The sequence below is a fragment of the Bradyrhizobium sp. GW821-FHT13H06 genome (assembly GCF_058803975.1).
Genome location: NZ_JBXAPN010000004.1, coordinates 346,427 through 366,151, shown reverse-complemented (window position 1 = coordinate 366,151; position 19,725 = coordinate 346,427). Strand labels below are relative to the sequence as shown.

At 65.7% G+C, this 19,725-nt stretch carries 21 protein-coding genes; 10 read left to right on the top strand and 11 right to left on the bottom strand.

Annotated elements, in window-relative coordinates:
- The first annotated feature begins 6 nt into the window (after window positions 1–6).
- Genes mdcC through AC1RQP_RS19070 form a run of 7 tightly spaced genes read left to right on the top strand, consistent with a single transcriptional unit; the run spans window position 7 to window position 5,396 of the window.
- The gene (gene mdcC / locus AC1RQP_RS19100; protein WP_239622769.1) at window positions 7–324 is read left to right on the top strand and encodes a malonate decarboxylase acyl carrier protein; all 318 of its coding nucleotides are present in this window, start codon (window positions 7–9) and stop codon (window positions 322–324) included.
- Window positions 321–1,259, top strand: coding sequence for a biotin-independent malonate decarboxylase subunit beta (locus AC1RQP_RS19095; RefSeq protein WP_492938094.1), 939 nt, complete (start codon window positions 321–323; stop codon window positions 1,257–1,259). Before mdcC ends, AC1RQP_RS19095 begins: the two co-directional genes overlap by 4 nt.
- Window positions 1,246–1,968, top strand: a complete 723-nt coding sequence (gene mdcE / locus AC1RQP_RS19090; RefSeq protein ID WP_492938092.1) for a biotin-independent malonate decarboxylase subunit gamma — start codon at window positions 1,246–1,248, stop codon at window positions 1,966–1,968. The genes AC1RQP_RS19095 and mdcE overlap by 14 nt, the downstream gene beginning before the upstream one ends.
- Window positions 1,943–2,623 carry a malonate decarboxylase holo-[acyl-carrier-protein] synthase gene (gene mdcG, locus AC1RQP_RS19085; RefSeq protein ID WP_492938091.1) on the top strand — a complete coding sequence of 227 codons (681 nt, stop codon included), beginning with the start codon at window positions 1,943–1,945 and terminating at the stop codon, window positions 2,621–2,623. Before mdcE ends, mdcG begins: the two co-directional genes overlap by 26 nt.
- Window positions 2,620–3,501, top strand: a complete 882-nt coding sequence (gene mdcB / locus AC1RQP_RS19080) for a triphosphoribosyl-dephospho-CoA synthase MdcB (RefSeq protein WP_492938090.1) — start codon at window positions 2,620–2,622, stop codon at window positions 3,499–3,501. The genes mdcG and mdcB overlap by 4 nt, the downstream gene beginning before the upstream one ends.
- Complete coding sequence (locus tag AC1RQP_RS19075; protein WP_492938089.1) at window positions 3,498–4,448, top strand: AEC family transporter; 951 nt, start codon at window positions 3,498–3,500, stop codon at window positions 4,446–4,448. The genes mdcB and AC1RQP_RS19075 overlap by 4 nt, the downstream gene beginning before the upstream one ends.
- A 9-nt stretch (window positions 4,449–4,457) precedes the next feature.
- Complete coding sequence (locus AC1RQP_RS19070; RefSeq protein ID WP_492938088.1) at window positions 4,458–5,396, top strand: acyltransferase domain-containing protein; 939 nt, start codon at window positions 4,458–4,460, stop codon at window positions 5,394–5,396.
- 382 nt (window positions 5,397–5,778) lie between these two features.
- On the opposite strand, the gene AC1RQP_RS19065 is transcribed toward AC1RQP_RS19070, so the two are convergent.
- From AC1RQP_RS19065 to AC1RQP_RS19040, 6 genes are all read right to left on the bottom strand, one after another.
- Window positions 5,779–7,074: an HlyD family secretion protein gene (locus tag AC1RQP_RS19065; RefSeq protein ID WP_492938087.1), complete on the bottom strand. Its 1,296-nt coding sequence runs from the start codon at window positions 7,072–7,074 to the stop codon at window positions 5,779–5,781.
- Window positions 7,075–7,085: 11 nt separating this feature from the next.
- Window positions 7,086–7,289 (bottom strand): DUF1656 domain-containing protein, encoded by a 204-nt coding sequence (locus AC1RQP_RS19060; protein ID WP_492938086.1) that lies wholly within the window; start codon window positions 7,287–7,289, stop codon window positions 7,086–7,088.
- Window positions 7,286–9,181, bottom strand: coding sequence for an FUSC family protein (locus AC1RQP_RS19055; protein ID WP_492938085.1), 1,896 nt, complete (start codon window positions 9,179–9,181; stop codon window positions 7,286–7,288). The genes AC1RQP_RS19060 and AC1RQP_RS19055 overlap by 4 nt, the downstream gene beginning before the upstream one ends.
- Window positions 9,182–9,351: 170 nt before the next feature.
- Entirely contained in the window at window positions 9,352–9,729 is a 378-nt protein-coding gene (locus AC1RQP_RS19050; RefSeq protein WP_492938084.1) for a response regulator transcription factor, read from the bottom strand.
- A 106-nt stretch (window positions 9,730–9,835) separates the two neighbouring features.
- Window positions 9,836–10,507, bottom strand: a complete 672-nt coding sequence (locus AC1RQP_RS19045) for a response regulator transcription factor (RefSeq protein ID WP_028179426.1) — start codon at window positions 10,505–10,507, stop codon at window positions 9,836–9,838.
- The gene (locus AC1RQP_RS19040; protein WP_492938083.1) at window positions 10,504–12,414 is read right to left on the bottom strand and encodes a PAS domain-containing sensor histidine kinase; all 1,911 of its coding nucleotides are present in this window, start codon (window positions 12,412–12,414) and stop codon (window positions 10,504–10,506) included. Before AC1RQP_RS19040 ends, AC1RQP_RS19045 begins: the two co-directional genes overlap by 4 nt.
- Before the next feature lie 421 nt (window positions 12,415–12,835).
- On the opposite strand from AC1RQP_RS19040, the gene AC1RQP_RS19035 reads away from it, so the two are divergent.
- Together AC1RQP_RS19035 and AC1RQP_RS19030 are read left to right on the top strand one after the other, a co-directional pair.
- A complete protein-coding gene (locus AC1RQP_RS19035) occupies window positions 12,836–13,690 on the top strand; it encodes a helix-turn-helix domain-containing protein (RefSeq protein ID WP_492938082.1) in 855 nt (284 codons plus the stop codon).
- Complete coding sequence (locus AC1RQP_RS19030) at window positions 13,687–13,941, top strand: hypothetical protein (protein ID WP_239622781.1); 255 nt, start codon at window positions 13,687–13,689, stop codon at window positions 13,939–13,941. The genes AC1RQP_RS19035 and AC1RQP_RS19030 overlap by 4 nt, the downstream gene beginning before the upstream one ends.
- Before the next feature lie 132 nt (window positions 13,942–14,073).
- Here AC1RQP_RS19030 and AC1RQP_RS19025 read toward each other — a convergent pair whose 3' ends face one another.
- Both AC1RQP_RS19025 and AC1RQP_RS19020 read right to left on the bottom strand, forming a co-directional pair.
- Window positions 14,074–15,435: an amidase gene (locus AC1RQP_RS19025; protein ID WP_492938081.1), complete on the bottom strand. Its 1,362-nt coding sequence runs from the start codon at window positions 15,433–15,435 to the stop codon at window positions 14,074–14,076.
- Complete coding sequence (locus AC1RQP_RS19020; RefSeq protein ID WP_492938080.1) at window positions 15,422–16,618, bottom strand: MFS transporter; 1,197 nt, start codon at window positions 16,616–16,618, stop codon at window positions 15,422–15,424. The genes AC1RQP_RS19025 and AC1RQP_RS19020 overlap by 14 nt, the downstream gene beginning before the upstream one ends.
- A 26-nt stretch (window positions 16,619–16,644) precedes the next feature.
- Here AC1RQP_RS19020 and AC1RQP_RS19015 point away from each other — a divergent pair, with 26 nt between their 5' ends.
- Window positions 16,645–16,980 (top strand): hydroxyisourate hydrolase, encoded by a 336-nt coding sequence (locus AC1RQP_RS19015; RefSeq protein WP_492938079.1) that lies wholly within the window; start codon window positions 16,645–16,647, stop codon window positions 16,978–16,980.
- Here AC1RQP_RS19015 and AC1RQP_RS19010 read toward each other — a convergent pair whose 3' ends face one another.
- The 3 genes from AC1RQP_RS19010 to AC1RQP_RS19000 are packed head-to-tail and all read right to left on the bottom strand — an operon-like array spanning window position 16,981 to window position 19,709.
- Window positions 16,981–17,796 carry an ABC transporter permease gene (locus AC1RQP_RS19010; protein WP_492938078.1) on the bottom strand — a complete coding sequence of 272 codons (816 nt, stop codon included), beginning with the start codon at window positions 17,794–17,796 and terminating at the stop codon, window positions 16,981–16,983. It lies immediately after the preceding gene.
- Window positions 17,796–18,659 carry an ABC transporter permease gene (locus tag AC1RQP_RS19005; protein ID WP_492938077.1) on the bottom strand — a complete coding sequence of 288 codons (864 nt, stop codon included), beginning with the start codon at window positions 18,657–18,659 and terminating at the stop codon, window positions 17,796–17,798. The genes AC1RQP_RS19010 and AC1RQP_RS19005 overlap by 1 nt, the downstream gene beginning before the upstream one ends.
- A gap of 3 nt (window positions 18,660–18,662) precedes the next feature.
- A complete protein-coding gene (locus tag AC1RQP_RS19000; protein ID WP_492938076.1) occupies window positions 18,663–19,709 on the bottom strand; it encodes an ABC transporter substrate-binding protein in 1,047 nt (348 codons plus the stop codon).
- Between the last annotated feature and the right edge of the window lie 16 nt (window positions 19,710–19,725).

Genomic DNA, 19,725 nt, shown 5'->3' with positions numbered 1-19,725 from the left:
CGGGCCATGGAAGATCTTAGGTTTGAGCACAGCGTTCGCACCAGGGCCGGCGGCGCCAGGCAGAGCGCGATCGTCGGCGTTGTCGCCTCGGGCAATCTGGAGGTGCTGGTGGAACGCGTCCTCCCGGATGCGGAATGCGCCATCGAGATCAGGACCGCGGCGGTTGGCTTCGGCGAGGTCTGGACTGCCGTAATCGGCGATTTCGTCGAGCGCTATTCGCCCGGCGGGCTGAGATTCTCGATCAATGACGGCGGCGCGCGCCCCGATACGGTCTCGCTTCGGTTGGCGCAGGCAGTGCGATTGATCACGGAGAACGGCCAATGACCACACCACTCGAGGACGTGACGCCGGCCGAGCGCGCCCGCAGCACCAGCTTCTACGAAGCGTCGGCCCGCACGCGGCTGGAGTTGCTGCTTGACGCCGGCAGCTTCGTCGAGTTCATCGGTCCGGAGCAGCGCGAGGTCAGTCCGCATCTGAAGATTTTTGATCTGCCCGAGCAGTTCGACGACGGCATCGTCGTCGGCCATGGCCGCCTCGATGACTCGCCGGTGTTCGTCGCCGCACAGGAGGGCCGTTTCATGGGCGGCGCCTTCGGCGAGGTGCATGGCGCCAAGCTGATCGGGTTACTCCGCGCGGCACGCCAGATCGCATCGATCCCCGTCCTGATCCTGTTCGACACCGGCGGCGTCCGGTTGCAGGAAGCCAATGCGGGCGAGCTCGCCATCGCCGAGATCATGCGGGCGGTGATGGAGGCGCGCAGCGCCGGCGTGAAGGTGGTCGGCCTGATCGGCGGGCGGTCCGGATGCTACGGCGGCGGTGGGTTGATCGCAGGCTGCTGCTCGGCTCTCGCCGTCTCGGAGCCCGGGCGCATCGCGGTGTCGGGCCCCGAGGTCATCGAGACCAATCGCGGCGTCGAGGAGTTCGACTCCCGCGACCGCGCGCTGGTCTGGCGCACCATGGGCGGCAAGCATCGCCGGCTGCTCGGCGCCGCGGATGTCTTTGCCGATGACAATGTGCAGGATTTCCGCGAAGCCGCGCTCGAACTGCTGGGCCTGATCGGACCTTTCGGTCTCGACAGCCTGAAGGCAGAGCAGGAGCGGCTTGCCGACCGGCTAAGCCGCTACGGCGCCTGCCTGGATGCCGTCGACATCTGGGCGGCGCAGGGCATCGCGCGCGCTGAAACGGTTCCGGAGCTGCCGGCCGATCAATTCATTACGCTCGCCGACAGAATCGGGAGGACCAGCCGTGACGCTCGATGACATTCTTGCCTCGCTCTTCCCCGACGGCCATGAAGTCAGGAACGACAAAGGCGTCCTTCTCGGCTCGGCGACGCTGCGATCCGGCGACAAAATGCTCGTCCTCGGTGTTGCGGATCTGACCGCACTGGGCGTCGACGAGGCGATCAGATTGTCCGGCCATGTCCTGGCGTCGATCGGCCGGGACTCTGGCCCGATCCTGGTGCTCGTCGACAGCGACAGCCAGCGCATGAGCAAGCGCGACGAGTTGCTCGGGCTGAACGAATTCCTCGCGCATCTGGCGAAAGCGTTGATCCACGCGGACATGAATGGCCGCCCGACCATCGGCCTTCTCTACGGTCACTCGGCGGCGGGCGCTCTGCTCGCGACGGGACTTGCAACCCGCGTGCTGGTCGGGTTGCCCGGTGCACACCCTGCAGTGATGGACCTGCCGTCGATGGCGAAGGTCACCAAGCTGTCGATGGAAGCGCTCGAGGAGAAGGCGAAATCGACGCCGGTGTTCGCGCCGGGGCTGTCCAATCTCGTGCAGATGGGCGCGGTTCACATGACATGGAGCAATGACGCCTCGCTCGCCGATCAACTGGAGGCGCTGTTGGCCGACATGCCGGCCGCGCGAGACCAACGGGATGCGCTTGGTAAGGCGCGTGGTGGCCGGCTGAAGGCCGCGGATATTGCGGAGCGCGTTCGTGACCTGGCCCTGCAAGCACGGTGAGCTTTCACCGGGTCGTCATGACCTCGTCTTCGTCAGCCCGGCGGGATGGCGTGCGATGCTGGAAGCGCGCGGCGATCTTGCTGCCGATGCGTTGGTCGCACGTTGGTCCAAAATGGGCTGGCCGGCGATCAGGCGGCGCGCTCTGTCATGCGAGGAAACCGGTCTTGCTCTGGGCCTGCCATTGCCGCCCTCGGCCGGCAAGAAGCGGATCTCCCTCCTAGTTGATATCGACCACGTCGTCTCGGTCGCGAGGCCGCCGTCGCTGCGGCAGGCGCGCGCTTACGCGCCACGCAACTGGTGGCCGACGCTCGATCGGCTCTACCGGTTGGAGCTTCGTCACTCGGTGGACGCGCGCGTCTTCGGCAGCCTGGCCTGGCAATCGCTGACCGGTCTCGACTACGTGACGGACCGATCGGACCTCGATGTGCTGTTCGAGTTTCGCGGTGAAACCGACATCGATCGTTTCGTTGCCGATGTGGCTGCGATCGAGAACGAAGCGCCGATGCGGATCGATGGCGAGCTGATGCGCGCGGATGGTGCTGCCGTGAACTGGCGCGAGTTCCACGGCGGCGGAAGCGAGCTTCTGGTGAAAAGCATCGAGAGCGTGATCCTGCTCGGCAGGAATCGATTCATTTCGGGAGCGAGGGGATCATGATCACCGCGGCTATGCGAGGTTTGGAAAGGTCGGTTCAGCGTCGGGCGCGCATCACGCTCGACGTTTCCGCCATCGGCGCCATCGCCGCCCGCTGCCTCGTCGAGGAGCTGGAAACCTGGCCGAAGCCGGGGCTCGTGAGTCATATCGACAATGGCAGTCACGATGATATGGATGCCGGCACGTTCCGTCGCAGCGCCGCGGCGATCGAGCCCCATCTTCAGCGCCTGGCCGATGCAGGCGCGCGCGGCTGCGGCATGGGGCGGCTGCGGATCATCGGCCTCGAGGCCGAGCACGCGATGTTTGCGGCGACCTCTGGCGTCAACACGCATCGCGGCGCGATCTTCGGGCTCGGCCTGTTGTGTGCGGCGGCCGGTGCGAGGGCGGGCGGGTTGGTCGATCCCGAGCTTTCGCTTGGCGAGGTCGTGAGGCGCCTGTGGAGCGACGGCATCCTCGACGGTCCAGTGCTGTTGCACAGCCACGGCAGCGCGGCCCGACGCCGTTTTCACGCCGGCGGTGCGCGTACCGAGGCCGCGAACGGATTTCCGAGCGTCTACCGGATCGGATTGCCGGCGCTGCGCAGGGCGGCGCATGCCGTGCCGGAAGATGGGGAAGCCGCCCGGGTCGAGGCATGCTTTGCCCTGATCGCCTCGGTCGAGGACACCAACCTCCTGCATCGCGGTGGGTTCGACGGCCTTCGCTTTGCGCATGATGCGGCGCGCCGCTTCATCGATGCCGGCGGCGTCACCGCGCCTGGTTGGCGTACGCGGGCGCAATCGATCCATGACAGCTTCGTCGCCCGTCGTCTCAGCCCGGGTGGATCGGCCGATCTGCTTGCGATGACACTCTTCGTCGACGCCCATGAGAGCCCATGCCGATGATGTCCAATGCAATCCTGATGGCGCTCGTGCCGGTCTTCTTCGTTCTCTTGTTGGGATACGCTGCCGGCAAACTTCATGTCGTCGACAATCTCCATGTCGACGCTCTCAACGCGCTCGTGATGGATTTTGCATTGCCCGCTTCACTGTTCGCCGCGACCGCCTCAGCGTCGCGCCGTGAGATGATCGACCAGGTCCCGCTCTTCCTGGTGCTCGGCGTCACGATGCTGCTGCTCTATCTTGCCTGGTATTTCGCCGCACGCCGGCTCTCCAAGCTCTCTCAGTCCGAGGCGGCCCTGCAGGCGTTGACGATCGGCTTCCCGAATCTCGCCGGGGTGGGTCTTCCGATCATGACCTCAGTCGTGGGTCCAACCGGCACCGTTCCGGTTGCCGTCGCGTTGGCGGCGGGCTCGATCCTCATCAGCCCATTGACCCTGATCGTAGCGGAAATGGGTGCCGCCAAGGCTCGTGGCGAAGAAATGGCGGCGCGGCAGATCTTGACGGCAGTCCGCCGTGCGATCACCAAGCCGGTGGTGCTGGCGCCCGCGCTCGGCATCGTGTTCTCGTTGTCGGACGTGAGCCTCGACGCGCTGGCGCATGCGAGCCTCGCCCTGATCGGAAGCTCGGCCGCCGGCGTCGCCCTGTTCCTCACCGGAGCCATTCTGTCGGCGCAATCGTTTCGGCTGGATTGGAAGATCAGCGCTGCAACGGTGGCCTCGGACATCGTCCGCCCGTTGTTGGCTGTCGCGGTCATTCTCGTCCTTCCGATCGCGCAGGATGCAGCGAAGACGGCCATTCTGCTCGCCGCCGTTCCCTCGGGCTTTTTCGGGATTTTGTTTGCGGTCAACTACCGGCTGGATTCCGCGAGGGTGGGGTCCATGGTTATCGCCAGCACCGCATTCAGCGTCCCGACGCTGGCGATTGTGATTGCGCTGCTCTTTCCGCATTAGGGCGCGACCATGACATTGGCAATCCTTTGTTCGGGGCAGGGCAGGCAGCATCGCGACATGTTCGCCCTCACGGGCGATGCGCCGCAGGCCGCGCCCCTGTTTGCGCATGCGGCGACATTGCTTGATGGCAAGGATCCACGCGATTTCGTGCGCGCCGAATCCGACGAGGCCCTGCATCGCAATCGTGCCGGCCAGGTTCTTTGCACCTTGCAGGCCCTCGCCGCCGCGGCGGCGCTCGGAGATGCCATTCCACCTGGCGCCATCATTGCCGGCTACAGTGTCGGCGAGGTCGCGGCCTGGGGTGTCGGCGGCCTGTTTGACGCGACCGTCACGCTGGACCTCGTGACACGCCGGGCGGAGGCCATGAATGCGGCGACGCTCGCCGGCGATGGACTGGTCTTCGTCCGCGGTCTTTCGCGAGAACAGGTCGGTCGCCTTTGCGAGCGCTACGGAGCCGCGGTTGCCATCGTCAATCCGGGCGATGCCTTTGTCATCGGCGGTGACCGGCAGGCGCTCGATCAGATCGCGAAAGACGCGAGGGCGATGCACGGCGTGAGGATCGTCGCCTTGCCGGTTGAGGTTGCCTCCCACACCGAACGGCTCGCTGAAGCGTCTGTGGCATTTCGTGAGGCCTTGCGCCTTGCGCCGGTGATATTCCCGCCGCGGACCGGTGCGCGCATTCTGAGCGGAATCGATGCCGCTCCGGTCGTCTCGCGCGAGACTGGTCTCGACAAACTCGCCGCGCAGATATCGCAAACCGTGCAATGGGCCGATTGCCTGCAAGCCTGTGTCGAAGCGGGCGCGACAGGGTTTCTCGAGCTCGGGCCGGGACATGCGCTGAGCGGCATGGCTGCGGAAATCGCGCCCGGAGTTCCCGCGCACTCGCTGGATGATTTCAGGAGCCTTCAGGGCGTCCGCACCTGGCTCACGCGTCACGTCATCCTCTAGCTAGCGCCGGCAAATCGCGAACGGGACGATGGCCTCGATCGCGCATTGTGCCGTCGAAAAAAAGGGGCCGTCCCTTGGGGGAGGACGGCCCCTAAAATGCTCGGATGCCTAGGGAGGAGGGAGGCTCGAGCCGTGACTTGGGGGTCTCAGTCACCTAACACGCACACCATCGCCGATCCCGCAACCAGAGTATTTCAAGAACCCCCGCCGTTTCTCATTTCGCATGATCCACGAGAGGCCCGGACGCAGCACGTGAGATCGGGCTTTGCGGTGTCGAGGCCAGGTCGCCGCACGGAACTGCGTGCTGGGTTGCTGCGCTGGTGCGTGCGGAGGAGACGAGACACATGGCGCGTCTTGTCCAGGTCAGGCGTCCTGGCCTGCTTCAGGGCAGGCGTGGCGAGGCGTTGATGCCGGGTGTCAGGCCGGGCGCGATCTTCTCTGCCGGAGGAACCGCGGGCTCGCGCGTATAGGGAAGTACTTCCACCTCGGGGCGCTGCTGCGATGTCGCCTGCAGGCAGTCCGGACGAGGCGGGCGGCCTGCGCCGAACAGATCGGAGACGGGATCGACGAAGTTCGCGCGGAACCGGTCGTGCCAGGTTTGGCCCTCGCTCGCGGAGGGCTGCCGAATCGTCACCGTCGCTGTCATGCCGGAGACGAGCGGCACATCAGGCGGCACGGTGTCGATGGCGAGGCGAACCGGTACGCGCTGCGCGAGCCGCACCCAGGTGTAGATCGGGTCCACGTTGGGCAGGCCCTGTGTACCCGCGGCGGCGTTCGACACGCTGACGCCGCGTGTCACGGTCTTCACATGTCCCAATATCGGCTTGGGATAGCCGATCAGTTGTGCTTCGGCGCGATCGCCGATGCAAACCCGCGCCATCTTGGTTTCCTCGAAATAGCCGTCGATCCAGAAACTGTTGGAATCGATCACGGAAACGTTGCTGACGCCGGTGACGGCGTAGTCTCCCGCGCGCAACAGGAGATTGGTGACGTAACCATCGACGGGACTGACCACGCTCGTGCGCTTCAGGTTCAGCTCCGCCTGTGCGAGCTGGTGTGCCGCAGCCTCGTAGGCAGCCTTCGCCTGCGCCGCGTTGCCTGCATAGATTTGCTGTTCTTCGGGCGTCGTCGCAAGATCGGACAGGTGCTGCCGGCGGTCGAACTCGGCCTGCTTCACCACGAGGTCCGCCGCCCGCTGGTCGACCAGAGCCTTGCCGACCCGAACGGCCACCTCGAAGTCGAACGGATCGATCACGTAGAGGACGTCGCCCTTGTGGACGAACTGGTTGTCGGCCACCCGAAGCTCCACGATCTTGCCCGCCACTTGCGGCGCCACGTTGGCGACCTGCACGCGGACGCTGCCGTTCCGCGTCCAGGGCGCGGTGACGTAGTGCTGCCATGTTGAAGCCGCTATGAGAATTGCGACCAGTGCGATGCCAAGTGTCGCAAGGTGCCTGCCGGCACCGCGCATGAAGCGGCCGACCGCTTGGCGCAGGCGCCTCGTGGCGGGCGTAGCCCATGCGGAGGGTCTGATGCTGTGCAGTGCCCGATCGCTGGTGTCGCGCGCCACGGTCTCCGACGCGTTTGAACCGTCCACGGCGTCTGCGGCATCAACCGGTGCTTCGGCTGGGGGCTCGCCATGAAGCGGGGTGACGTCCCGAGGCAGGGTGGCTTCCATGGCACTTCTCCCTAGAAGAACAGCGCGAGCGTGCCGAACATCGCCACGTAGAGGCAAAGTTCGGCCAGCGACGGGTTGCTGAAGACTCTCGCGAAGCCGACGAAGCGCAGCAGCGGGCGAAGCATCAGGTACGCAAGCAGCGCGATTGCGGCATAGGAGACGATGGGAGCAATGAGCACGCCACCGATGACGAGCTCCCGATATGTGTTTGTCATGGCTGCTTGCCTTGGCTGCGGTCTGTTGGAGACTGTGATGGTGCAAATATGGTGCTTGCCGGAACCAGCACGGCGATGGCCGAATTGGCGGACAGGTTGTTTTGCGATGCCGCCGTGCTCAGCGCCCCGGCAGCGGCGAGGATCGCGGCACCGTTGCGCTGGGCGAGGGCGTCTCGTGCGTCCTGCACCACCCGGGCGAGCGGATCTTGGGTCAGCCGCTCCAGTTCGGCGCGGCAGCGTCGCAAGCTCTCAGCCTGGTCGAAACAGCACATCGCCTTCGCCGCGATCTGACCATTGAGAGCGGAGGCGCCGTTTGCGCTCAAGATCTGTTCGACTCGCCCCGCGTCGCGAAACGCGGCTTCCTCTGGCGCGAGGTCTCGAACTCGCCAGTGGTCGAGGTGGCCCAGCTCGCTCGTGGCCTCTCGCAACAGCAGACGAACTCGCTGGTCGCCCGACAATGGAGGAAGCAGCGTCTGCGCTGCGAGCACGAGCAGGGACGACAGGCAGGCAAAGAAGCTCGTCACGAGAAACACCTCAGGGTCGTAGCTCTGCGGGTTGGTCGGTGCGAGTACGGCGATCGTGAACACCAGGGTGAGCCGGCCGAGGGAGGACAGCAGCGGGTTCGGCGACGAGATCAGCAGCGCGAAGCCGATGACGACAGGTGCGAGACCGATCGCCAGCAGTTGAAATTCGGACACGCCGTTGAAGACGAAATATTTCAGGATGCCGGCCAGCGCGCAGGCGATTGGCATCGCCATCACCGTGACCTTCGTGAAGGTGCGTGGCGCGGGCGCCGTCGAGCCGAGGCCGAGGATCACCGCGACGAGCGAGAGGCAGAGCTCGGTGGTCGGCCATCCTGTCAACACGAAGAAGAGCCCGATCAGCGCGAACGAGATCGCGGTCCTTGCGCCGGTTTCCGCCGCGATGCGGCGCGAGCGGTAGAGCGGCGTGCGCCATGCATGATACGGACGTACCCCTTGGTGCAGCGCATCGAGGCTGCTGCGGACCTCGGCAAGCTTATGGCCGATCTCGCTGCGGAGCCAGGATCGGGAAATGGCCGTCAGCCTCGCCGCCTTCTGGCCCGGGCCGTTCGCACTCTGCGCCGGGGCGGACGTGACCGGGAGCGCCGCGAGCATGCGCCCAAGGGAGAGGACGCTGACAAGGTCGACCAGCGCGGAACGTGCGGCCGCAGTCCTTGCCGTGCCGATGCTCGATTCCGTCGTAAGGCTGGCGATCTCCGGACGTATCGCAGCGATGTCGTGCAACAGGCTCGCCGCAGCCGCTGCGGAGCCACGGTCGGTACCGTGCGCGAGCGCCTCGACCCGGTCGTACAGCGCCTCGATGCGGCCTGCCAGTACCGGATGATAGTCCGGCGCGGCCAGCACCTCGTTGACCAGCGCCACCGCAAGCACCCCGATGCCGATGGCGGCGCCGCGCGCGATGCCGGTCGGAAACACCTGGAGCGGCGTGTCGATCTGCTGGATGGCGATCAGGGCGACGGTGATGCAGCCGAGCGCCGCCGCATAGGCACGATTGCCGTCCAGCATGGCGGCGACATAGACGCAGAGCCCGACCCAGATGCCGAGCACGGCGAGCAGGAGGCCGTCGGTCTGAGAGAACACGCCGGCGATCGCAATCGATGCCATGACCCCAATCGCCGTCGCGAGCAGCCGGTAGCCGGCCTTTTCCATGCCCTGACCGCGTGTCGGCAACGCCAGGATCGCCACGGTCAAGGCCGCTGACGAGGGGGATTCGAGCTCGAGCCAGAAGCTCGCATAGAGTGCGAGCATCATCGCCAGCCATACCCGCAGCGCAAAGGTCCAGGAGCTTGCCGGGAAGCCGGCGAAGACCAATGGGGACGGCGCGGCAGCACTGGTGGCGTTCACGGGCATCGTGCCTCATCCGTTTTTCGGCAGAGCGTGCCGCCCTGCCGAAGTCGAAAAAGTCGACAACGATTATGAGGTTTGCAGTTCCTGCCGGTATTTCCGGTCCACCAACCCAGTTGCCGGAATGCACGTCTGGTTGGGGACGAGAGCCGTTGCGCGAGGGAGGGACAGACAGGCTAAGCCGCGTGGCCTGCCAGCGCCTCTTCGAGGCAGCGGATGATCTCATCGCCGCTGGAGGGCTTGCCGAGAAAGCAATGCGCGCCTGCGGCCATTACGCGCTGGCGCACGGATTCGCTTGGAAATGCCGTCATGAAGATGATCGGGAAGCGGCGGCCGGCGGCGATCAATTGGGCCTGCAACTCATCGCCCGTGATGACCGGCATCTGCACGTCGGCGATCATGCATGCCGGATCGTCTCCGGGCGCATGCCGCAGGAAGTCCAGGCCGGACTCGTAGGCATCGGCCTCGTAGCCGAGCGAACGCACCAGGCTCGCAAGCGAAGCGCGAACGCCTTCATCGTCGTCCACAATCGCAATCACAGGGGTCTTGGCCATTTGCGCACAATCCTGACCGCGGTGTTCCGCAAGGCAAGGAGGATATCTCCCGTTGCGCGGCCGATACCGCCTTATGCACCCGGGGCCCGGACCGCCGAAATTATACTCAGGTTTGGTCCGTAGTCCTGCGGGTTTGGGAAACTCCGAGCGCCTCGGCCTTGCGAACGAGGTCGGCCAGTGACCTAACACCCATCTTGCGCATGACGTTCCCGCGGTGGATTTTGACCGTGATCTCGCTGAGGCCGATCAGGGCCGCCACCTGCTTGTTCATCAGCCCGGCGGTGACATGGCCCATCACCTCGCGTTCGCGCGCCGTCAGGGTCTCGTACTGGGCGCGGATGTCCTCCTTGGCCGCGGCTTCGGCACGGTGCTGCGCATCGCGCTCGAGCGCCGCGGTCACGGCATCCAGCATGTCCTGGTCGCGAAACGGCTTTGAAAGGAAGTCGACGGCACCGGCCTTCATGGCACGCACCGACATCGGAATGTCCCCATGGCCGGTCATGAAGATGATCGGATAGCTGATGCCCTGCCGGACGAACTGGCTCTGCAGATCGAGCCCGCTCACGCCCGGAAGGCGGACGTCCAGCACGATGCAGCCGGGACCGTCGGGCAGCGAGCCGGCAAGCAATTCGGCGGGCGAGCCGTACAGGCGCGTCTGCAGGCCGACGGACCGGAACAGGCTGTCGAGCGAGGCGCGGATGCCTTCGTCGTCGTCGACGACGATCACCAATGCACTGGAGGGTTGGGCGGGCGGCTGCGCCTGGTTGGGTCGGGTCATGGCAAGGCGTGTTCTTGGCTAAATGGCAATGTCAGGTGGAATGTCGTTCCCGAGCCCGGAGTGCTCGCCACCGACAACCGGCCGCCGTGAGCTTCCACCGTGGTTCGGCAGATCGCAAGTCCCATGCCCATTCCGCCATCCTTCGTCGTGAAGAACGGATCAAACAGGCGCGGCAGGTCCTCGGGTTGGATACCCGGGCCGCTGTCCTGTACCATGATGGAGAGGGTTTCGCTGCCCTCGCTGCCGGCGCGCAGCGTGATGGTGCGGGAACCGGGCTGGCCTGACATGGCCTGGCCGGCATTGATCAGAAGATTGACCAGGACCTGTTGCAGCTGGACCCGGTCGCCGCGAATCGGTGGCAGATCGTGCTGCGACTCGACGGTGAGGGTGACCTCGTCCTTGGCGAGCTCGCGCGCGACCAGTGCGGTCGCCTCCTCGATGATCTCGCCGATTTGCAGCATATCCCGCTGGGGCGGGGCCTTCTTCAGGAAGGTGCGGATGCGGGTCACGATCTCGCTGGCGCGGCGGCCCTGAGCGACGACATGGCCGATCGTCGTCGTGACCTCCTTGAGATCGGGGACGTCGCGCCGCAGCCACCGCAAGCCGGCCTCGCCGCTGGTGACGATCGCCGCCAGCGGCTGGTTCACCTCATGTGCAATTGACGCGCTGAGCTCGCCGAGGGTTGCAACGCGTGCAGCATGAGCGAGCTCGGCTTGCGCCGCGAGCAGCGCATCCTGCGCCTGCCGGCGCTCGGTAATGTCCACGACGAAGATGAGCACGTTGTGATCTTCGTCGGATTGAGGCGGAAAGGTGATCGTGAACAGCACGGGGACCTTGCGTCCGTCGAGGCGCACGAGCTCGCTCTCCCCTTCGTGGAACTGCTCTCCTTCCGCGAATGCCACCAGCGCGTCGAGGAAACTGCGATCGTTCTCGCCCAGCAGCTTGTCCACGTTCTCGATGAAGGCCGCAGAGCTGCTCGCCCCCGCCATCTTCTGCAGGGCAGGATTGACGTCGGTAATTCTGGCAAGTCCGCGGGCATGGCGGACGAAATCGGGATGTCGTGCCAGATAGTCGCGCAGGTCCGCCCCTCGGGTCGGTAGCGAATGCAGCGCGGTCCGTAGTCCGCTCCAGTCTTCCTCTACGACGCCGATCCGGCTTGCGTCGAACATTCGGCGGTATCGTTGCTCGCTCTGCACGAGCGCGCTGTGCGCCGCCACCTGGTCCGTGACGTCGGTGTGCGTTTCGAGCACCCCGACGGGTTTGCCGAGATGGTCGTGTTGCAGCGCCCAGCGGGCATCGACCGCGAGTACGGCACCGGCCTTCGTGCGCTGCTCAACCCTGCCTTCCCATCGCCCGGTATCGAGCAGGGTGGCCTCGATGACTTCCCTCCGGTCGGGATAGCTGGTTCGCAGAAGCTTGTCGGCGATCTGCCCGAGCGCCTCCTCGGTGGTCCAGCCGTAGGTCTGTTCCGCGGCCTTGTTCCAGAAATTGATCACCCCGGCGCGATCGCGGACGAAGATCATGTCATGCGAGAGGTTGAGCAGGCGCGCCTGTGCCGCCAAGCGATTGGTTGCGGCATGGTTCTGGAGCGCGAGCAGCGTGGTGATAGCGATGGCCGCGAGGCTCACCAGGGCACGAAGGGCCGGTGAGCCGATGGGCTCGTGATCATGCGATAGCAGATACGCGGTGATCGTGAGGGCGGCACAGCCAATCGCGGCGACGATGATGTCGTTGCGCCGGTTCGTCCTCGCCGCGAGCAGAATCGCAACGACGTAGAGAACCGCGACCGCGCCCTCGAGCGGCGTCAGCACGTCGACCATGAAGACCGCGAGGGCGAGGACGGCGGACCAGAACCGCAGGCCGGCGCGGCTCATGGACGAGCCCGTGGGCCGATCAAAGTTCGTCATCGTCTCAGGTGGGGTTTCTTCTCATTGCAACCGCGTTGATGCCGCGATTTAATCGCGCCCACAATATCCCGCCAGCTGATTTTCGTGCCCTCTTGGAAGACCTCGTGGATAGTCCAATGCGGCGAGGGCGGCGACACGGAAATTCCCCTGCGGAACAAGGCTTATCGGTGATTTTGCCGATCGCGGACGCGTCAACTTACCGCAGGCAGGGGGAGCTTCAGGGCTCGAGCGTGGGGCGGAGTGTTCCGCTCGCCCTCTCGCCCCGGGATCATACCTACGTATGACTCGGTTAACCCGAGACCTTATCCATGCACCCGCGCGTAGAATGGAGCGCGCGGATCGCCGAACTACTCTGCTCCCATAGCATTCGGACAAGCCGGCCAGGCATTGCTGGTGCGAATTGGGACAAGGAGGTTCGACGATGTCGCTGCAGATATCATACTCGCAAAATGCCAAGGATCATGTCGCCGCCACGATGGACGTCTCTCCCATCGACGGCCCACAGCTGCGGTCGTCGAAACGTTCGTCGCGCTCCGGCGAGGAGGCGGTGATGCTCTCTCTCGTGCATCTGGATGTTGCGCTGGCCATCGAGCCACCAGCACCGGGCGTGCAGGGATCTGCCAGTGGCGGGCCGAGCTTCAGGGTGTCCGCGAAACGTCTTGCGCACGTGTCCGCGGAGTCCGATCGGGAGACGGGTGCGGAGGGAAGTGTGGACCCGGTGATGCGGCGCCTCTCGGATGCCCTCGCGGCAACCAAAGCCATGCAAGATCCGCATTCCGCCATTCTCGTCGACGCATTGCGCCTGGCCATTCTGACCCGCAAGGCCAGCGGAGGGACGACGGCCGCACGAGGCCAGTCCGAGCCGGCCGAGAGTGACCGTGGAGGGCACGCCTGCCGGGCGGTGCGGTCGCTGCAAAAATGGCGCCTCAAGCGCGTCATGCAGTATATCGACGACAATCTGGACGCGAAGGTTACCTTGCAGCATCTGGCCGCCGTTGCCGGCCTCAGCCGGATGCACTTCGCCGCGCAGTTCCGGGCGGCCGTCGGCATGCGGCCGCACGAATATCTGCTGAAGCGGCGGATCGAGCGTGCTCAGGAATTGCTGCAGCGGCCGGACATCTCGCTCGTAGACATCGCCTTGACCGTCGGGTTCCAGACGCAGGCTCATTTCACGACAGTCTTCAAGCGCTTCGCCGGCAATACGCCATATCAGTGGAGGAGTGCTCATCTTGCGCAATTCCTGCCGCTGCCGCGCCCGGAAGCGAGGGCGTCATGAGCGGCGTCGGTATGCAGGCCCTGTTGCTGCCGCTGCTCGGTATTCACTCGGCACTGGCGCACCACGAACTCATGGGATTGTACGAGATCGCGCGTATTCTCGGTGCCTCCTATCGCTTCGCATCCTCGCAGCCGGGGTCAGGCGCCCTATATGGTCGCTTCACCCTGAACTTCTGCAAAGCTATCGTCGGAGGCGTCGCACACTATGTGTTGATGGACCGGTCGATAGATGACGCGGTCCCGCAGACTTGAAATAGACAGGCGCTGGACTGATACGAGCAGCTCCGCGGTCGCTCGACGGGCCATTATGGCCGAGCGCTCCGCCGGGATGCGCTGTGGCGAGCAGGTGTTCGAGGTCGATGGGCCGCGCAGTGACAGTGGGATTCAAGCTCGCAGGACGGCCTCGATCTCTTGCGCTGCTCTAAGCAGCGAGCGGTCTTGCCCACGGGCGCCGATGATCTGAAGGCCGAATGGAAGGCCGCACCGGTCCGTTCCGCACGGAATCGAAATTGCCGGCAGGCGGGCATGATTGACAAAGGGCGTGAACACCGCGTGGGCACGCGGGCTCACGGCTTTTCCGCCGATCATGTCCGGGCCGAGATGCGTCAGCGGCCACGCGACGCATGGCACCGTCGGCGTCAGCAAGAGGTCAACTTCGGTGAAGAAAGCCGAGAAGGCATTGGCGATCGCGGCGCTCGCGAGCAGTGCTCCGGCAACCTCAGCACCCGACCAGGAGAGACCTCGCTCGATCTGCTTGGCGATGTCGGGATCGAAGACGGTGGGATCCTTGCGGAAAGTATCACCATAGAGTGCCGCGAGACCCGCATGCTGAAGCGGCATGATGGCGTCTTCCGTGGCGCCTGCCGGCCAGACGGGATCGCGCTGCGTGATGCACAAACCTGCCGCCGAAAGGCGGTCGATGGCGGAGACGAGCCCATTCGCGACGACGTCATCGATCGCGGCATCGAGACCGAGGCGCTGCGAGAACGCGATGCGCTGGGCGCCGATGTCTTCGGCCTGGAGCGCAACGACGGCAGAATCCGGATCGCGCGGATCGGCGCCGACCATGGCTTCGAACGCCAGCGAAATATCGGCCGTATCAGATGCGATCGGCGCGATGACGGAGAGGCCGAAGAAGGGCTCGGCGAAACCTGGCCCGTAGGGGATCGCGCCATAGGACGGCTTGAAGCCGGCGACCCCGACATGGGCTGGCGGCCTGCGGCTCGAGCCGCCCGCATCGGTGCCGATCGCGAGCGGCACGAGGCCGGCGGCGACGGCCGCCGCCGGGCCGCCCGATGAGCCGCCGGGCGTCAGCGCGAGATCGAGGGGGTGCCGCGTTGGCCCATACAGCGGCGAGGTGGTGACGCCCTTGCAGGCGAACTCGGATGTTGCGCCGATGCCGACGACGACCGCTCCGGCCCTGCGCAGGCGCTCGATCGCGATGGCATCGCGCGGTGCGATAAAATCGCGAAACAGGCGCGAGCCCTGCGTCACACGCCAGCCGCCGACCCAGATGTTGTCCTTGACGATGACGGGGACGCCGGCGAGCGACATTGTCTCGCCGGCACGCAGGCGACCGTCGACCGCCGCAGCGTCGGCCAGCGTGCGCGCGGGATCGATCGTGACCACCGCGTTCAACGCCTTGCCGGCCTCAATGCGGGCGAGCGCGGCCTTTGTGGTTTCGACGGCGCTCGTCCGCCCGGCTGCGACATCGGCCGCGATCTTGCGGGCACTATGCGCTGGCATTGTCACGGCCTCCCCAGAACAGTGCCACCGTGCCGCAGAGGGCAAGGCACGCCAAGGCAAAGAAGGCCGCGCCGAGGCCGGCCACACCATCCAGGATTGATACCAGTGCAGGCGCCGCCAGCAGGCCGGCATAGGATGCGGTCAACACCGCGCCGGTGGTTTCGCCGATCCGGTCTTGCGGGGCGAGGCGGGCGATCTCGGCGATGAAGACGCCGTTCCAGCCCGACGCCGTCAGGCCGAACAGCGCCGCAATCACGAACTGCCAGGTGCGACTGAGCGATCCGCCGTCGAGGCCGAGCAGCGCGGCGCAGAATGCCATGCCGAGACCAATGACGATGAGCACCATGCTCGGAGCATCGAGCCGCATCGCCACAAATCCCCAGCCGAGCCGGCCGACGAGGCCGCCGGCTTGCGCGCAGGCGAGCGCCATGCCGGCCTCGATATGGCTGAGGCCGAGTTCGCGGGTGCCGAGCGTGACGAACACCGTGTTGAGCGACACCTGCATCGCGCTGAACGGCATCGAGGCCAGCGCCAGCATCGCGATGCGCCGGTCCGCCGTCATCAGCGCCAGCCGCGCGCGGAGATCGAGCTTCGGGGGCGGGACGAGCTTGACGGCGTAGGTGGGCCGCAACCATTCAAACAGAACGATCGCCAGCAGCGCGCAGAGGCCCACCACCGCATAGCACCAGGCGGGCCCGAACGCGATGGCGATCGCGGGCAGGGCCAGCGAGCCGCAGACGGCGCCAATCTGGTTGCCGGTCTGGCGCACCGAGAACACGAAGGCGCGCCGCTCGGCAGTCACGAGCCGCGCCAGCAGCGCCGCGCTCGCCGGTGTCTCGGGCCCCATCGCAAGGCCAAGGCAGATGCCCGCGGCCAGCAGGGCGGCGGTCGATCCGAGCGCGGCCAGCACCATGGCGACGACGATGGCCGCCGCGCACAGGCTCGCGATCCGCAGCGAGCCGGCCCGCGCGATGAAGCCGCCGCCCCAGAACGAGGCCGGGATGCCTACGGCGAACACAGCGCAGGAGAACATCGAGAGCTGCCAGACCTCGATATGGGCGCGCGGCGCGACCACGCCTGGCGCGAACAAGGCAAACGCAACGAGGGCCTGCAGCAAGGTCATTGCGCCAAGGGCCGGCAGCAATGCGGGTGCTGGCCGAACGGCCGCGTTTCCGTCTACCATCGCGGCTTGCTCATGGGAGGATCAACGTGGCAGGCGGCATTTCCATTCACGCGGTCGATGTGGCGAGCGGGCGCCCGGCACAGGGGCTGCGCGTCGAGATCTGGCGGATCGAGCCGGACTCCTCGCGCATCGCCGACGGGCGGCTCGGCGCCAACGGCGCGCTCGATCATGCCGTCGCGCAAGGCGCTGGCGTGACGGCCGGCGAGTACGAGGTGCTGTTTCATCTCGGCGAGTTTTTCGGCGACAGCGGCGGTTTCCTGACCGTGACGCCGTTCCGCTTCCGCATCAAGAACGTTGACGAGCATTTTCATCTGCCGCTGAAATTCACGCGCTGGGGCTACTCGCTGTTTCGCGGTGCCTGATCAGTTGGTCAGCCGCCGCGACAGGCCGGTGACACGCTCCATGACCGCGACCAGCGCGACGGTGGCGATGATCAGCACGCCGGAGAGCGCGGCGATGGTAACGTCGAGCTTGCCTTCGAGATCCTGCCACATCCGGATCGGCAGCATGTCGGTCGCGGCATCGCGCAGGAACAGCGACACCGGCACGTTGTCGAAAGACGACATGAAGGCGATGAAGGCGCCCGCGATGATGCCGGGCCGGATCAGCGGCAGCACGATGCGCCGGAACGTGTAGAGACGGCTTGCCCCCAGCACGGCCGAGCTTTCGAGCAGGGTCGGCTCGAGCTGGGCGAGGGCGGCGACGGTGTTGCGCACGACATAGGGGACGCAGACCACGGTGTGTCCGATCACCAGCGTCAGCGGCGACACCGGCAGGCCGACCAGCGAGAACAGCATCAGCGCGGCAAGGCCGAAGGCGAGCGCCGGCAAGACCAGCGGCGACATGAAGAGGGAATCGAGCAGCCGTGCGGACAGCGTCCGCGACCGCGAGATTGCGAGCGCGGCCGCGACGCCGAGCACGACGGAGAGGCCCGTTGCCCAGAACGCCACGATCAGGCTGTTCTTCGCCGCGAAATGCAGCTGCCAGGCATTCCACAATTCGGCGTACCAACGCAGCGAATAGCCGGGCGGCGGGAAGCGCAGCGAGAAACCGCTCGTGAAGGAGACGATCACAACCACCAGCGATGGCGCGATGATGATGATCAGCGCGATCACCGCGATCACGGCCATGACCAGCTCGAAGCTCAGGGCTTCCAGGGTACGCCTGCGGCCGCTCATCACGCGCCTCCATAGCCGCGCGACAGGCGGCCGAGCGTGGTGAAGACCGAGACGACCGCGAGCACGGCGAGCAGGAAGATGATCGAGATCGCCGCCGCAAACGGCCAGTTCTGCAGCGTGGAGGCTTGCTGATAGAGATACATCGGCATGAACAGCATCTGCCCGCCGCCGACCAGCGACTGGGTGATGAAGGCGGTGATCGCGGCGGCATAGGTCAGCGTGCAGCCGGCGATCACGCCGGGAAGCGACAGCGGCAGCACGATGCGGAAGAAGGTTCGCCAGCTTCCGGCGCCGAGCGAGCAGGAGGCATCGTCGAGATTGGGGTCGATGCGGCCGAGCGCGGTGATCAGCGGCAGGGTCATCAGCGGCATCTGCACCTGCGCCAGTGCGATCACCACGCCGAACTGCGTATAGAGCAGCTTGAGGGGAGTATCGATGACGCCGAGCGATTGCAGCGTGGCGTTGATGATGCCCTGCCGACCCAGGATGACGATCCAGGCGAAGGTGCGAACGACCACGCTGGTCAAAAGCGGCAGCAGCACGATCAGGATGATGATGGTCTGAAGCTTTGGTCCGACTCGTTGATAGAGCCACGCGATGGGAAAGCCGAGCAAGAGACAGACGGCGGTTACCTCGGCGCCCAGCAGCAGCGTCGAGCCGAGCACGCCCAGGCTGAATGGATCGGTGAGAAAGTGCAGGTACTGGCCGAGCCCCCAATGGAGCCCGGCCGTGTCGTTGTGCAGCGAGAGCCAGAACAATTGCAGCAGCGGCGCGACGAAGAAGAGGAGGAAGAACAGCGCCAGCGGCGCTGCCAATCCCATCCCGTAGGATGTCACATCGCGTGATGCCGGTGCTGTGCCCATGGCTCAGATCTTGATTTCGCGGTTGAAGCGCTCGATCCAGGCCGAGCGCTGCTCGTTGATCTTCTTCCAGTCCTGGAACACGAACTTCTTCTTCAGCTCGGCCGTGTCCTTGGCCAGCACGCGCGCGATCTCGCCGCCCATCGTGACCTTGGAATTGGTCGGCACGATCAGATAGGGCGGGTTCATCAGCGTGGTTTGTACCTCCGGCGTCAACGCCGCCTCGATCAGCTTGAAGGCGAGCTCGCGGTTCGGCGAGTTCTTGACGATGTGGATCGTGGTCTTGAAGGCGATGGCGCCTTCCTTCGGCGCCACGAATTCGACCGGCACGCCCCGCGCTTTCAGGATCTGGATGGCGTTGAAATTGCCGGGCGAGATGTCGATCTGGCCTTGCTGGAACAGGGTCGCGAGTGCGCCGGGATTGGCGGCGACCGCGGCGAGATTGGGCTTCAGCTCTTCCAGCGCCTTGAAGGCGGGATCGACATTGGCTTCCGAGCCGCCGCGCATCTTGGCGATCTCGACCAGCCATCCGGTGCCGAGCGTCGAGTTGAGATTGGTGATGCCGACGCGGCCCTTGAACTCGGGCTTCCAGAGATCGGCCCATGACGTCGGCGGCGTCTTGACGGCTTCCGGATTGTAGGTAAGGCCGACGACCTGAAAGAACGGGGCGGGGCCCATCGGCTCCTGCGCCTCGGCGATCAGGTCCTTGTAATGGGTGCTTTTCTCGACCGGATAGGGCTCGACCAGGTCCTGGCCGATGGCGACGAGTGCAGGGCCGGGATCATGCAGCATGACGTCGATCGGCGGATTGGCCTTGGCGGCGTTGACCTTCGCGATCTGGTCGACCGAGAGCATCGGGTCGAGCACGATCGCGGCGTCTGCATTCGCCTTGCGAAAGGCCGGCACCAGCACGGCCTTGTGGGCTTCCTCCCAACTTCCGGTGAAGGTCGCAAACACCAGTGGGCGAGCCTGGGCGAGGCTCAGTCCGGGAAACGCTTTCATGGCGCCGAGTGTGAGGGCGGTGGTCAGCAGGCTTCGGCGGTTGAGGATCATGTCGAACTCCGTTTGG